At 70.5% G+C, this 12,696-nt stretch carries 11 protein-coding genes and 1 riboswitch; of the genes, 5 read left to right on the top strand and 6 right to left on the bottom strand.

The annotated features are described in order from the left end of the window. Window positions 1-705 precede the first annotated feature (705 nt). The gene (locus ACOJUJ_RS18540) at window positions 706-2,547 is read right to left on the bottom strand and encodes a methyl-accepting chemotaxis protein (protein WP_420128382.1); all 1,842 of its coding nucleotides are present in this window, start codon (window positions 2,545-2,547) and stop codon (window positions 706-708) included. Further along, window positions 2,544-3,647 carry a branched-chain amino acid ABC transporter substrate-binding protein gene (locus tag ACOJUJ_RS18535; RefSeq protein WP_420128381.1) on the bottom strand — a complete coding sequence of 368 codons (1,104 nt, stop codon included), beginning with the start codon at window positions 3,645-3,647 and terminating at the stop codon, window positions 2,544-2,546. Before ACOJUJ_RS18535 ends, ACOJUJ_RS18540 begins: the two co-directional genes overlap by 4 nt. Window positions 3,648-4,205: 558 nt before the next feature. After that, a riboswitch (cyclic di-GMP riboswitch) is annotated at window positions 4,206-4,298 on the top strand. Between the two features lie 17 nt (window positions 4,299-4,315). Here ACOJUJ_RS18535 and ACOJUJ_RS18530 point away from each other — a divergent pair. Beyond that, complete coding sequence (locus tag ACOJUJ_RS18530) at window positions 4,316-5,062, top strand: family 16 glycosylhydrolase (RefSeq protein ID WP_420128380.1); 747 nt, start codon at window positions 4,316-4,318, stop codon at window positions 5,060-5,062. Between the two features lie 606 nt (window positions 5,063-5,668). Beyond that, window positions 5,669-6,529 carry a L,D-transpeptidase gene (locus ACOJUJ_RS18525; RefSeq protein WP_420128379.1) on the top strand — a complete coding sequence of 287 codons (861 nt, stop codon included), beginning with the start codon at window positions 5,669-5,671 and terminating at the stop codon, window positions 6,527-6,529. 391 nt (window positions 6,530-6,920) lie between these two features. Here the strand turns inward: ACOJUJ_RS18525 and ACOJUJ_RS18520 are convergent, their stop codons facing one another. Genes ACOJUJ_RS18520 through ACOJUJ_RS18510 form a run of 3 tightly spaced genes read right to left on the bottom strand, consistent with a single transcriptional unit; the run spans window position 6,921 to window position 10,281 of the window. Beyond that, on the bottom strand, window positions 6,921-7,793 hold the full coding sequence (locus tag ACOJUJ_RS18520) for a dienelactone hydrolase family protein (RefSeq protein ID WP_420128378.1): 873 nt from the start codon (window positions 7,791-7,793) through the stop codon (window positions 6,921-6,923). A 17-nt stretch (window positions 7,794-7,810) separates the two neighbouring features. Beyond that, window positions 7,811-8,938, bottom strand: a complete 1,128-nt coding sequence (locus ACOJUJ_RS18515; RefSeq protein ID WP_420128377.1) for a sensor histidine kinase — start codon at window positions 8,936-8,938, stop codon at window positions 7,811-7,813. Further along, window positions 8,935-10,281 carry an HD domain-containing protein gene (locus tag ACOJUJ_RS18510; RefSeq protein ID WP_420128376.1) on the bottom strand — a complete coding sequence of 449 codons (1,347 nt, stop codon included), beginning with the start codon at window positions 10,279-10,281 and terminating at the stop codon, window positions 8,935-8,937. The genes ACOJUJ_RS18515 and ACOJUJ_RS18510 overlap by 4 nt, the downstream gene beginning before the upstream one ends. A gap of 468 nt (window positions 10,282-10,749) precedes the next feature. Between ACOJUJ_RS18510 and ACOJUJ_RS18505 the strand changes: the two genes are divergently transcribed. Genes ACOJUJ_RS18505 through ACOJUJ_RS18495 form a run of 3 tightly spaced genes read left to right on the top strand, consistent with a single transcriptional unit; the run spans window position 10,750 to window position 12,497 of the window. Next, the gene (locus ACOJUJ_RS18505; protein WP_420128375.1) at window positions 10,750-11,379 is read left to right on the top strand and encodes a hypothetical protein; all 630 of its coding nucleotides are present in this window, start codon (window positions 10,750-10,752) and stop codon (window positions 11,377-11,379) included. After that, window positions 11,372-11,743 (top strand): winged helix-turn-helix domain-containing protein, encoded by a 372-nt coding sequence (locus ACOJUJ_RS18500; protein ID WP_420128374.1) that lies wholly within the window; start codon window positions 11,372-11,374, stop codon window positions 11,741-11,743. Before ACOJUJ_RS18505 ends, ACOJUJ_RS18500 begins: the two co-directional genes overlap by 8 nt. 31 nt (window positions 11,744-11,774) lie before the next feature. Further along, window positions 11,775-12,497 (top strand): di-trans,poly-cis-decaprenylcistransferase, encoded by a 723-nt coding sequence (locus ACOJUJ_RS18495; RefSeq protein WP_420128373.1) that lies wholly within the window; start codon window positions 11,775-11,777, stop codon window positions 12,495-12,497. Between the two features lie 87 nt (window positions 12,498-12,584). On the opposite strand, the gene ACOJUJ_RS18490 is transcribed toward ACOJUJ_RS18495, so the two are convergent. Next, on the bottom strand, window positions 12,585-12,696 hold a 112-nt coding region (locus tag ACOJUJ_RS18490), incomplete at its 5' end, for a transposase (RefSeq protein WP_420126153.1).

Genomic DNA, 12,696 nt, shown 5'->3' with positions numbered 1-12,696 from the left:
GTTCGGACGAAACACGGTAGGTGCAGGGGCGGCGGGGAGAGGGGGAACGATGTCTAAATCACAATATATCATTGACTTAGGCAATATCCAAGAAGAATCTGCAGAAACCCAAGAGGCTTTTTAGACTGGACTCAGAGTTTTACGAGGCGATTCCTCCGCGTTCATCCCCGTATCTACAGAACAGCGGTGCCTCACACGGAGTTAACGGAGTCAACGGAGTTTTACGTGCCGTTCCCCACGCTGACTCCGGATTCCCAAGTGTCAGGCGCGGGTGGAGGCGGTCGACGAGGCTTGAGCTTTTGTAGAGGTGTCGGGAACGGGGAGTAGATGGAATGCGGCAGGGGGCCATCCGCATTTTTTGGAGGAACACTATTCCCGCCATCTGCGCCTACCCCCGGGCTGAAAGGATCGGAAAAGAGATGCGCATCAAGAGTGGAGGTGAATGATCCGCTCGATGCTCACCATCAGGGGGATGTGGATCGGTGGATGATGTCCGCAGCGCAGCGGAACCCCGTCGATCGCACCACCTGATGCGCGATCTGGAGAACTGTCGGTCCACTCTATCATAGAGGTGACGGAGACGGATTCAGAGGTGACGGGGGAGATGAGCGGGTAAACCCGCTGCTGGAAAAGCGATAAGCCCGGTCCCTGAGACGCTGACGCGTCTCAGGGACCGGGCTTCAACAGCAAACGGCACCGTCTTGCCTACACGGCGGCGGTTTTGCGGCGGCGGCGTTTGGGGGCGAGTTCGTCCTGGATCTCCTCGGGCACGGAGAAGATGGTGGGGGAAGGCAGCCAGGGGCCGGAGCGGCCGGCGGAGCCGGAGGGCGCGGGCTCGGCCTCCGCCGGCGCCACGCGCAGGCCGCCGACCAGGCTGCGGAGCTCGCCGGCGCTGCCGGTCAGGCGCTCCGTGGCCTCGGCCACCATGCGGCAGGCGCTTTCCTGCTGCGCGGTGGCGGCGCGCACGCCCTCCGCCGCTTCGGCGTGGACGACGGCCGTGTCCGCCACCGCCGCGATGCCGGTGGCTGCTTCCACGGCGGCGCTGGCGTTCCCCTCCGCCAGGCCCGTCACCCGGTCCGCCGCCACGCGCGTTCGCTCCGCCGCGTGCACGATGGTGGTCAGCGCGCCCTCCACCGCGTGGGCCACGCGCTCGATCTCTTCCACGTGCGTGGCGCCCGCCTGCATGGCCGCCGCGGTGCTGTTCACGCGCTGGGTGATGGTGCGGGTGATGGTGGCCACGTTCTCCGCCCCCTCGCGCGCCTGCATGGCCAGCTTGCGCACCTGGTCGGCCACGACGGCAAAGCCGCGCCCTTCCTCGCCGGCGCGCGCCGCCTCGATGGCCGCGTTCAGGCCGAGAAGATTCGTCTGCTCGGCGATGTCGTTGACCGTGCGGACAAAGCTGCTCACGTCAGCGACAGCGGCGTTCAGCGCCACCGTCTCTTCCGCCGCGGCCTCGACCGTCGTCTTGATCTTGAACAGCGTGCCGATGGTGCGCTCCGTCTCGGCGCGGCGGGCCTGCGCCTCGTGCTCGATGCTGGCGGCCAGCCCGGCCACCTCGCGCACGTCCGCCACCATCCGCTGCGCCGTGTCGAGCATGGCCCGCAGCGCCGTATCCACCCGCCGCAGCTGCGCCACCTGCCCCGTGGCGCCCTCCGACACCTGCTCGATGGACATCGTCACCTCGCCCACCGCGGCCGCCAGCTGGGTGCTGATGGCCGTCAGGTCGTCGGCGGAGGACGAGATGCCGTCCGCCGCCTGCGCCGCCCCCGCGCCGATGCGCGAAAGCGAGTCGCTGGTGCGGTTCATCGCCGTCGCCAGGATGTGCAGCTCGTCCGGCAGCCGGTTCTCCGTGCGCGCCGTAAGGTCGCCCTCGGACAGTCGGCCGGCGTGCGCGGCCAGCTGGTCCAGCGGCCCGGTGATGGACCGCAGCACCGCCCACACCACGGCGCAGCCGATCACCAGCGCCGTCAGCAGCAGCCCGGCCAGGATCAGCCGCCACGCCGACGCGTCGCCCTCCAGCGCCCGCTCCGCAGCGCCCACCCGCGCGCCCTTTACCTGCGCCAGCTTGGACAGGTCCGTCAGCATGGCGGCCTCGATGGCCCGCGCGGTGTCGGCCTGGGCGGCCGCCTCGTCCGCGCGCTGCAGCACGGCCAGGCGGCGGGCGGCCACGTAGCGCACCTCCGCCTCGGACAGCCGCTGGTCGATGCCCACCACCAGCTCCACCTCTTCCTGCGTTTGCCCCTCGCGGCGCAAAAGCTGGCGCTGCGTGCGGTGCGTCTGCCAGCGCAGCGAATCGAACTCCACCGCGGCCACGTCGCCGTGCTCGATGTAGCGCGCGGCGACCGCGATCTCGCGCGCCACGTCCGTCGACAGCATCACGGACAGGCGGGCGTCCTGCTCCACTCCCTGCATGGAGTGGCGGATGGCGCCGGCCAGCAGCGTCATCGACCTCCATCCCACCCCGCCGGCGATGGCCAGCAGCACCAGCACGATGCCGAAGCCCAGGACCAGCCGGCTGCGGATGCCGGACCAGAGTCGGCGGGTCATTGGGCCTCCAGGGGGACAAGGGTGCCGCCGCGCGCCTGCGTCATCACAAAGCCGCTGCGGTCGGGATCCCGGTCGGCGCGAAACCGCAGCGCGCCGGTGACGCCCGCGTACGAGCGCTCGCCGCGCACGGTGGCCAGGTAGCCGCGGATGGCATCGCGCTCGAAGCCCACCTCCGTCATGGCCCTGGCCAGCAGCCGGGTCGCGTCGTACGCCATGGCGGCGTTGGCGTCGGGCTCCACGCCGTACTTGGTTCGAAACGCCTCCACAAAGCGCACCGCCTCGGCGCGCGTGTCGCGGATGCTGAAGGGGACGGCCACGTACACGCCCTCGGACGCGGCGGTGTCGGTCACCACGCCCGACCAGCCGTCGCCGGCCACCCAGCGCGTGGCAAAGCTCTGCCGCCGCGCCTCGCGCAGCAGCGCCTGCCCGCTCAGCTCCGTCCCGGCGACAAAGACCAGGTCCGGCGCCACCTGCTTGTAGTAGGAGATGAACGGCTCCACCAGGCTGCCGTCGCCCGCGATGGGATCGACGCCCACCAGCTCACCGGGGTACGCGGCGCGAAAGGCGGCGGCCAGCCCCCGGCCGTAGGTGTTGTTCTCGTACAGCACCGCCACGCGCTTCGCGCGCAGTCCCGCGGCAAAGCGGGCCAGGTTGGCGCCGTTGGTGGAGTCGTTGGTGGTCACGCGGTACACCCAGGGCGACACGCCGGTCAGCTCCGGCGAGGTGGCGCTGGGGATGACGGACACCAGGCCGCGGTCGTACACGCGGGCGGCGCCCACCATGGCGCCGGAGTTGGCGTGCCCCACCACGGCGCGCACCTTGGCGTCGGCCAGAAACTGCTCGGCGATCTGCGCGGCCTTCACGCCGTCGCCGCCGTCGTCCTGCGCGACGACCGTAAGGCGGGTGCCGCGCACGCCGCCCTCGTTGTTGATCTCCTCCACCGCCATCTCCACCGCGCGGCGGACCATGCGGGCGTAGCCCTCTTCAAAGGGGCCGGCCGTGCCGATGGCGACCTCGCCGCCCCCCGCGCCGCATGCGGCAAGGAGAAAGACGAGCGCCGCCGCGCCCGGCAGGCGCCCGGCCAGAAACTTCGGGTGCAACGTGGGCTCCGGGATGGGGGGACGGGTCTGCAGTGCTGCGAGGGGGTTGCGCCGATGGGGTCTGCGGCGGCGTACTGGTCCTAACCTGTCGCGAAAAGACTACTCCGCGGGGCGCGCGCGAGGTGCACTCGGGGCACGTTCACGCACGCGTCCAAGTGTGTTGCTGTGGAAATCGCCGGGAAGTGGATGCATCCAGTATACCGCCGTTGCCTTCTGCTGTCAAATTTGGTAGCAGAAAGCGACGGGTTGGGGCATCCGTCGCGCCGTTGCTGGACAGCGGAAAGGTTTTGACGATGAATCACCCGTGTCGGCAGATGTGCGGCCAACATCGGTGGGCGATCCGCCGCCGTGCATTCTGCGGCAGCATCGTGCGCGATGCGGTGCCTCGGCGACGCGCACGGAGCAGGGTCCGCGACTGGACTCGTCCCCTGTCGGCCCAAGTTCAAGGCCGGGCATGAGATGATTTCGCGTGGATGCGCGGCGCGGGTCCCCCCCTTTACCGGCGCCCGCTCCGCACCGATACTTCAGCAACCCTTCACGTCCGGGCTCTCCGGACACCTCCAGAAACGGCAAACCCGTCGAAAGGCGGGGACGCAAAGCCGCGAGGCTACCGTGGACCTGTGGGTCCGCCACGCCAGTCGGGCTGCCTACGAGGAAGCACCAGACCCATGACATCGCCGGATTTCCGCGCGCGGCGGCCCGCCCGGGGCCTCCGCCGCACCGTGCGCGCCGCGGCCCTTGCCGGGCTGGCGCTGGCCGCCGCATGCTCCGACATGACCACCGATTCCGACCTCACGGCGCCGCAGGCACGCGCCCCCCAGCCCGTCCCCCCGGCCGTCGAGGAGTTCGACGGACCTTCGTTCGGCGGGTGGTACGCGGACACGCACCCGCTGGGGCGCGGCTCCGTGCGCGCGGAGCAGGTGGCGCTGGGCGGCGGGCGCGCCGCGCTGTCGCTGGCCCCCGGCGCCTACGACGGCGCCGAGATCCTGACCTCCGAGCGCTACGGCACCGGCACGTACGAGGCGCGCATGCGCACGCCGCACGCGCCGGGTTCGGTTTCCGCGTTCTTCCTGTATCAGGGCGGCGCCACGTCGGACGAGATCGACATCGAGATCTTCAACGACGGCACGCGGCGCATCATGTTCACCACCTGGGTGGCGGGCAGGGAGACCAACAACGTCACGCACACGCTCCCGTTCGATCCCGCCGAGGCGTACCACGACTACCGCATCGAGTGGGCGGCCAGGTCCGTCCGCTTCGTCGTGGACGGCGTGTTGATGCAGGAGTTCCGGCGCGGCGTCCCCCGCAACGCGATGTTCGTGATGGCGAACACCTGGTGGCCCACCTGGATTTCCGGCCCCGTGCTCACCGAGCCCGCCGTGTTCGACATCGCCCGCATCCGCATCGGCGGCTGAGGCTTAGGCTGAGGCTTAGGCTGAGGCTTAGGCTGAGGCTTAGGCTGAGGCTGAGGCTGAGGCCGAGAGGGTGTTGCCAATCCGTTAGCCCGCCCGTTGGCCCCCACTGTCATCCTGAGGGAGCGCACGCCCGTAACTCTCACGACGACTGAAACTTGCGCGCGACCGAAGGATCTTTGTCGGGTCGCGCGAGACCCAGCCGATCGGGAGCCGTTCGAGTCCCTCGGTCCGGCAGACAAGGTCCTTCGGTCGCGCACAAACCATCGTGTGAGTGCAAGTTATGGGTTGGCGCTCTCAGGATCACTGGATCAGCTGAAGAGGTTGGGCAACGTCCTCTGCGCGGGCGCACGGAACCCATGGGCAGCGGCGGCGGTATCCGTGACCTCGCGCGGGCGCGGGGAGCCAGGCTGACGCGCGCGGGGCGAGGCGGATGGCCCGGAATCCGCATCCTCCCTCCCGCCGTTCCTCCCCCTCCCGGTCGCTGGCACGTACCGGCCGATCCAGGGGCCAAGGGGAGTGCCGATCATCATCCCTATTGACGCGGCGGATGTTTTCGCCAGACTCATGGGGTTGAGAACGCCGTACACCGTCGCAGGAGTCACGCAGATGTTCCCGCAGGTTTACCGTTTCCGCGCGACGGGGCTGGCCGTCCTGTCCGCGCTGTGCATGGCCGCCCCCGCGTTCGCGCAGGCGCCCCGCGACACCGTACCCGTCACGGAGGACGAGCGTCCCCGCGGCCTGGTAACGCGCGAGGAGCTGATGGCGGACCGTCTGCGCCGCATCGGCGTGGACAACCCCGATCCCGCGCCCACCGCGCCCCGCAACCGCGCCGACAGCCTGGAGTGGGTGCGCTGGCGCCGCGCCGCCAATTCGGCCACCGGCAAGCGGATCGTCGTTTCCATCTACGACCGCAAGCTGTGGCTCATCGACGGCCGCGACACACTGATCGAGGCGGCGGCGGGCGTGGGGATGGGCGTGGTGCGCGGGCCGCTGGGGATCGGGATGCGCGACTTCAGCACGCCGCGCGGGCGCCGCACGGTGCTGGGCAAGCAGCCCGACCCCATGTGGATTCCGCCCGACTGGCACTACGAGGGGCTGCACGACGGACCGCTGCGCCAGTTTCCCGCCGCCGGAATCGCGCTGGAGGAGGGCGGGCGCATCGTGCGCCGCGGCCGGCACCTGGTGACGGTGAACGGCGGGCAGGTGGTGGACACCATCCCGGCCGAGCGGCCGCTGGTGTTCGGGGGCGTGATGTACATCCCGCCCTTTGGCACCGTGAACCGCGAGATCCCCGACGTGCTGGGCAAGTACAAGCTCGACACCGGCGACGGCATCCTGATCCACGGCACCAACGATCCGCTGGCCGTGGGATTCTGGGGCACGCACGGCTGCGTGCGCCTGTTCGACGACGACATCGAGTTCGTCTTTGAGAACGCCCCCGTCGGCACACCCGTGTACATCTACTGACGGGTCGGCTGATGGATGAAAGAGGCCCCGTCCGCGGCGCGCGGACGGGGCCTCTCTTGGTTTTCCAGGGGAAGTTCCAGATCTCAACGGACATCCAACTGCGTCCGTGGGGTGCCCCTCCCCCGGCCCCTCCCCGTTCGTTCCTCACGGAGAGGGGAGAAATTCGATCCTGCTCCGGAAGGTGCGTCGCACCTCCGAGGTTGCCTTACCCCAACCTCCCCCAGGGTTTTTTGGGGGAGGTGCGAGCCCAAGCGAGCGGAGGGGGCGCGGCCCAGCACCACCCCATCCGAAGCAGTCCGAGGCTGCCCCACACCCAACTCCCCCGGCAGTTTCGGGGGAGTTGGCCGGTGGTACCGGCCCGGAGGGGGCCGGCGCGGAGCCTTTCGGAGCGCTACCGCCCCAGGTGCTCGCGAAAGAAGGCAATGGTGCGTGGCCACGCGGCCTGCGCGGCGGCCAGGTTGGCGCCGTTCTGCCCGTCCTGCTGGCGAAGGAAGCCGTGGCCGGCGCCGGCGTACGTCTCATGCTGGAACGTCTTGCCCAGCGCGCGCATGGCGGAGTCGGCCGGAGGGACCGTCGCGTTCACCCGCGCGTCGTTCTCCCCGTACAGCCCCAGCACGGGGGCGCGCACGCTGCCCAGCCGCTCGGACGCGGGCGAGGTGCCGTAGTAGACCGCCGCCGCGCCCAGGCCGGGCGAATGCAGCGCGTGGTTGAACGACACCGATCCGCCCCAGCAGTAGCCCACGATTCCGTACCGCTGCGCCGCCGCCGGCAGCGCCATCCCGTAGCGCGCCACCGCGTCGATGCGCCGCTGTACCTGCCCCGGGTCCACGCCGCGGATGGAGGCCGTGGCGCTGTCGCGCACCGGCTCACCGTTGGGGCCCATCGGCACGCCGCGGCCGGTAAGGAAGTCGGGGGCGATGGCGATGAATCCGTCCGCCGCCAGCTGGTCCGCCACCCCGCGCACCCAGTGGGTCAGCCCGAAGATCTCGTGCACCACGATGACGACGGGCGCGCGGCCGCGCCGCTCGGGGTAGACCACCCAGGCACGCACGCTGTCGGCGCGGCCGTCCACGCTCACCATGGCCCACTCGCCGTGGCGGGGCGAGGCCGCCAGCCGCGCCTCCGCGTCCGCCGCGCCCGCGGGGATCGAGCTCTGCGCGGCGGAGACGGAGTCCGCGCCGGAGGCGCCGGGCGCGCGCGAGGGGCCGCAGGCCAGCGCGGCGGGAAGCACCAGCAGGGCCAGCGATCGGACGAAGGTGCGCATCGGGGTACTCCGGGTGTTCAGGTTCGGCTTGGTTCCGGGTAGACGGGGAGGCGGATGACGAACGCCGTACCGTCCGCGTCGCTGCGCACGTCCATCCATCCCCCGTGCTCGCGGACGATGCGGCGGCAGATGAACAGCCCCAGCCCCGTCCCCTCGTCCCCCGCCTTGGTGGTAAACAGGGGGTCGAAGATGTGGGGCAGGACGTCCGGCGGGATCGGCGGCCCATCGTTCCAGATCTCCACGACCACGCAGTGCGCCGGCTCCGCCGCCTCGCTCATCGTGACGCGCAGCGTGCCGCCCCGGCCGTGCAGGGCCTGTTCCGCGTTCACGATCACGTTCAGCACCACCTGCTGCAGCTGGTGCCAGTCGCCCGCCGCCAGCGGCAGCTCGGCCGGCAGCTCCGTCTGCACCTCCACGCCGGAGCCGGCTAGCGTGCGCTCGCGCATCCGCAGCGTGGCGCGGGCCACGTCAGCCGCGTCCACCGGGCCGCGCTCCGTGGGATGGCGCCGGGCAAAGTTCAGCATGTCGCCCACGATGCGCGAGCAGCGCTCCACCCCGCCGATGATCTCGCGCAGCTGCCCGGCGCTTTCTTCGTCCGCCGCGCTGCGAAGAAGGAGCTGCGCGTGGGCGCTGATGACGGCCAGCGGGTTGTTCAGGTCGTGCGCCACGCCGCCGGCGAGGAGGCCCAGGGTGAACAGCTTGTCGCGCTCGCGCAGGTGCCCCTCCATCCGCGCGCGCTCCTCCACCAGGCGCCGCGTGCGCAGGTGCGCGTCGATGCGCGCCCGCAGCTCCGCGCCGCGAAACGGCTTGCCCACGTAGTCGCTGGCCCCGGCGTCGAAGGCAGCGTACACGCTTTCCGGGTCCGTCTTGGCCGTCACCATCAGGATGGGCAGCGTGAGCGCGTCCCAGCGCTGGCGGGCCAGGTGGCAGATCTCCAGCCCCGACACCCCGGGGAGCATCCAGTCCAGCAGCAGCAGGTCCGGCGCACCCTGCTCGTCCAGAATGCGCAGGGCCGTCTCGCCGTCGGGGGCAATGGTGACGCGGTAGCCGGCCTGCTCCAGCAGCAGGCGCAGCACGCGCGCCGCGGACGGATCGTCCTCGGCGATCAGCACGTGCTCGCCGGAGCCGGGGCGCGCTTCGCTCACAGCAGTGGCTCCGGCGCGGCCAGGCGCGCGCGGGCGGCGTCCGGCTCCAGGGCCAGGATGGAGAGCACGCGGTCCGCGTCCAGCTCCCGCCGCTCCATGGTGAAGATGCGAAAGGCGCGCGCCGTGTGGTACAGCTCGCCGGAGACGCGCGGCAGGTCGATCAATCCCGCGCGCCCCGTTTCCGTAAGCCGCTGCACCGCGCCGGAGCGGCGCAGCATCAGCAGGTCCAGCCCCAGCATCCGCGGCTTTTCGGGGTAGTCCACCAGCACGCACCCCTCCTCCAGCCCCAGCTCCGCCGCCAGCCGCGCCTCCAGCGCCTCGCGCAGCGCCGTGTCCTGCCCGATCCACACGTCCGCCGGCAGCTCACGCAGCGCCTCGCCCGGCACCTCCAGCGCGCGCTTGGGCAGCCGGCGGCGGCGCACCGCGGGAATCCAGCGCTCCGCCACCCGCCGCGCCGCGGGATTGTCCCGCTCCTCCGCGCGCAACTCCAGGATGGTCAGCAGCCGCTCGTCCGACTGCCCCACCAGCTCCTCGGCGCTGATCACATTGGCGCGCAGGGCGTCCTGCACCAGCCGCTTGTAAAGCACGGTGGCGGCGCGCACGGCGTGGTGCCAGTACACGTTGCGGAACATCTGGTACTTGGAGAACAGGAGCGATTCCAGCGCGCTGAGCCCTTTTTCATGGATCCCCACCTCCGCGCGCCCCGTTTCGGGATCGGCGAGGAGGGTGATGGCGTGCAGCAGCCGGTCAACGTCCACCTCGCCGTAGGGAACGCCGCAGAAGCGCGCGTCGCGGCGCAGGTATTCGATCTTGTCCAGGTCCAGGCTTCCCGAAACCAGCCCCTGCAGCGGCGACCCCGACGCCCCGCGAATCATCTCGCCGATGCGCGCGGGGGCGTCGGGCGCCAGCTCCTCCAGCGCGCCGCGGATGCCGTCGGAGAGAAGGAAGCGCTCCGCCAGCTGCTCGTGGTCGGACGGGATCAGCTCCTCGCCCAGCTCCTCCAGCGCGTGGGAGAACGGGTAGTGCCCCACGTCGTGCAGCAGCGCGGCGTAGGGCACCAGCTTGCAGTCGACGGGGTCCACGCGGTCCAGCTCGCCGCGGTCACCCAGCAGGCCCAGCGCCCAGCGCGCCAGGTGGTACACGCCCAGCGCGTGGTCAAAGCGGGTATGCGTGGCGCCGGGATAAACGAGGTATGCCAGCCCCAGCTGGCGGATGTACCGCAGCCGCTGGAACTCGGCGGTGTCGATGATGCGGACCGCCGCCGGGTCCAGGCGGATGGTGTTCCAGAGCGGGTCGCGAACGACCTCGAACTCGTGTGATGGGGGAGAGGCTTCATGGCGCATGAGGGGCGGGAGTGTACCCGCGGCCCGTGGCCGGTGTCAAGTTTCTGGCAGGGGATGGGGGATCGAGGGGCGTAGGATGTGGAGTGCTTCGGAGGGCTCCGCGCCGCGCCCCCTCCGGGCCGGCACCACCTGCCCACCTCCCCCGAAACTGCCGGGGGAGGTGGAGTGTGAAGCTGGCGGCGGTGAGCTTGGGATGGGGGTGGAGCGAGAGGGTGGGCCGCCCCCCTCCCCGGCCCTCCCCCGCAAACTGCGCGGGGGAGGGAGGTGCGACGCACCTTGTCGAAGCGGGATCGAAGTTCTCCCCTCTCCGTGAGGAACGAACGGGGCGGGGTCGGGGGAGGGGCACCCCGCGCACGCAGTTCGATCCACGCTTGAAACGCCCCCCATCCTCCCCCTCCGCACGGCACGCGAGTTGCTTTACATCGCAAAGCACTTGACAAGCGCCTTCCGCCCTCGCATCGTAGTACCATGGCGAAGATCCATCCCATCCGGCCAACGCCCCCCGTGGAGGACCAGGAGCCCTCGTTCGACCTGCACGAGCGGGCGATGGACAACCTGCGCTTCATCCGCGACACCATGGAGCGCGCGGGAAGCTTCACGGCGCTCAGCGGCTGGGGACAGGTGGTGATCGGCGTGGCGGGTCTGCTGGGCGCGTGGGTGGCCGCGCGGCAGGTGTCGCCGGAAAACTGGCTGGCCACGTGGTCCAGCGCGGCCGTGGTCTCGGTGCTCATCGGCGTGCTTACGACGGCCATGAAGGCGCGGGCGGCGCGAATGCCCATGCTCTCCGGCGCCGGCCGCAAGTTCATGCTCAGCCTGGCGCCGCCGCTGGTGGCGGGCGCGCTGCTGACCATCTTTCTGTTCCGCGCGGGGCTGCCGTCGCTGCTGCCGGGGATGTGGATGCTGCTGTATGGCGCCGGCATCATCACCGCGGGCGCGTTTTCGGTAAGCGCGGTGCCGGTGATGGGGCTGTGCTTCATGGTCTTTGGCGCGGGCGCGCTCATGTCGCCGGCGTCGTGGGGCGACGCGTGGATGGCGGCGGGCTTTGGCGGGCTGCACGTCATCTTTGGATTCTACATCGCAAGGAGGCACGGTGGGTGAGGCAAAGCGGGCGGATGCGGATCTTCCGTCGAACGTCCTGCGCAGCGTCGCGGGTGCGGCGCAGGAGGGCGCGCCCGAGCTGGACCGCCTGATCCACGAGCGCGTGCGCCTGGGGATCGTGAGCGCGCTGGCCGTGAACCGCTCGCTGTCGTTCAACGAGCTCAAGACCATGCTGGGGCTTACCGACGGCAACCTGAGCGTGCACGCCCGCAAGCTCGAAGAGGCGGGCTACGTGGAGTGCACCAAGAGCTTCGAGGGGCGCACACCCCGCACCGACTTTGTGCTCACCGACAGCGGCCGCGCGTCGCTTGAGGCGTACCTTAACCACATGGAAGCGCTCATCCAGGCCGTGCGCGACCGCTGACCCGTCCCTTTTTTTACCCGGTGACTTTACGATGCAAAGAACTTTCAACATCGGCATCCGCCCTGGCGGACTGCACGTCGCCCTGATCATGGACGGAAACGGCCGCTGGGCGTCCATGCGCGGGCTGCCGCGGGTGGCCGGGCACCGCGAGGGCGCGCAGGCGGTGCGGCGCGTGGTGGAATCGGCGCCCTCGCTGGGGATCCGCACGCTCACGCTGTACGCCTTTTCGTCCGACAACTGGGGCCGCCCGCCGCGCGAGGTGAGCGCGCTGATGCGCCTGTTCCGCAGCTACCTGGCATCGGAGACGGCGCGCTGCGTGGAAAACGGCGTGCGCCTGCGCGTCATCGGCCGCCGCGACCGGCTGGGCGACGCGCTGCGCCGCCAGATCGAGGCGGCCGAGACGGCCACGGCGGACGGCGGGCGGCTCACGCTGCGCATCGCCATCGACTACTCCGCCCGCGACGCCCTGGCGCGCGCCGCCGCCCTGGCCGCCGGCCGCGAGCCCTCCCGCGACGAGTTCGCCAGGCTCCTGGGCCAGGCCATCGGCGAGCCGGAGCCCGCTCCGGACGTGGACCTGCTCGTCCGCACCGGCGGCGAGCAGCGCCTGAGCGACTTTCTCCTCTGGGAGTGCGCCTATGCGGAGCTGTACTTCACACCCCGCATGTGGCCGGAGTTCGGCACCGCGGCGCTGGGCGAGGCGGTGGAGTGGTTCGCGGGGCGGGAGCGGAGGTTCGGGCTGGTGAAGAGTGCGTGAGTGCGGGAGTGCGAAGGTACGGTAGTCGGGGAGTGGGATGGCCGAACCCCACGTTGATTTCCTGAGAGCGTGTTTAAGAATCTGATATCATCCGATTCTGCGGACCATCACTTGGATCATCGCGAGGTAGATCATCCCCTCGCTTGAGGAGGTTAGTTCCTCATAATCCTTGCTCAACCGGCGATACTGATTCAGCCAT

The sequence above is a fragment of the Longimicrobium sp. genome (genome assembly GCF_048594345.1).
In the GTDB taxonomy this organism is placed as follows: Bacteria; Gemmatimonadota; Gemmatimonadetes; order Longimicrobiales; family Longimicrobiaceae; genus Longimicrobium.
Note: the sequence above shows the minus strand (reverse complement) of the source record. Positions and strands in the feature narration are given on the sequence as shown.

Excerpts from the sequence above, each read along its gene's own strand:
- ACOJUJ_RS18540 (WP_420128382.1), bottom strand. The coding sequence starts at position 2,547 with ATGACCCGCCGACTCTGGTCCGGCATCCGCAGCCGGCTGGTCCTGGGC.
- ACOJUJ_RS18530 (WP_420128380.1), top strand. The coding sequence starts at position 4,316 with ATGACATCGCCGGATTTCCGCGCGCGGCGGCCCGCCCGGGGCCTCCGC.
- ACOJUJ_RS18525 (WP_420128379.1), top strand. The coding sequence starts at position 5,669 with ATGTTCCCGCAGGTTTACCGTTTCCGCGCGACGGGGCTGGCCGTCCTG.
- ACOJUJ_RS18520 (WP_420128378.1), bottom strand. The coding sequence starts at position 7,793 with ATGCGCACCTTCGTCCGATCGCTGGCCCTGCTGGTGCTTCCCGCCGCG.
- ACOJUJ_RS18510 (WP_420128376.1), bottom strand. The coding sequence starts at position 10,281 with ATGCGCCATGAAGCCTCTCCCCCATCACACGAGTTCGAGGTCGTTCGC.
- ACOJUJ_RS18505 (WP_420128375.1), top strand. The coding sequence starts at position 10,750 with ATGGCGAAGATCCATCCCATCCGGCCAACGCCCCCCGTGGAGGACCAG.
- ACOJUJ_RS18495 (WP_420128373.1), top strand. The coding sequence starts at position 11,775 with ATGCAAAGAACTTTCAACATCGGCATCCGCCCTGGCGGACTGCACGTC.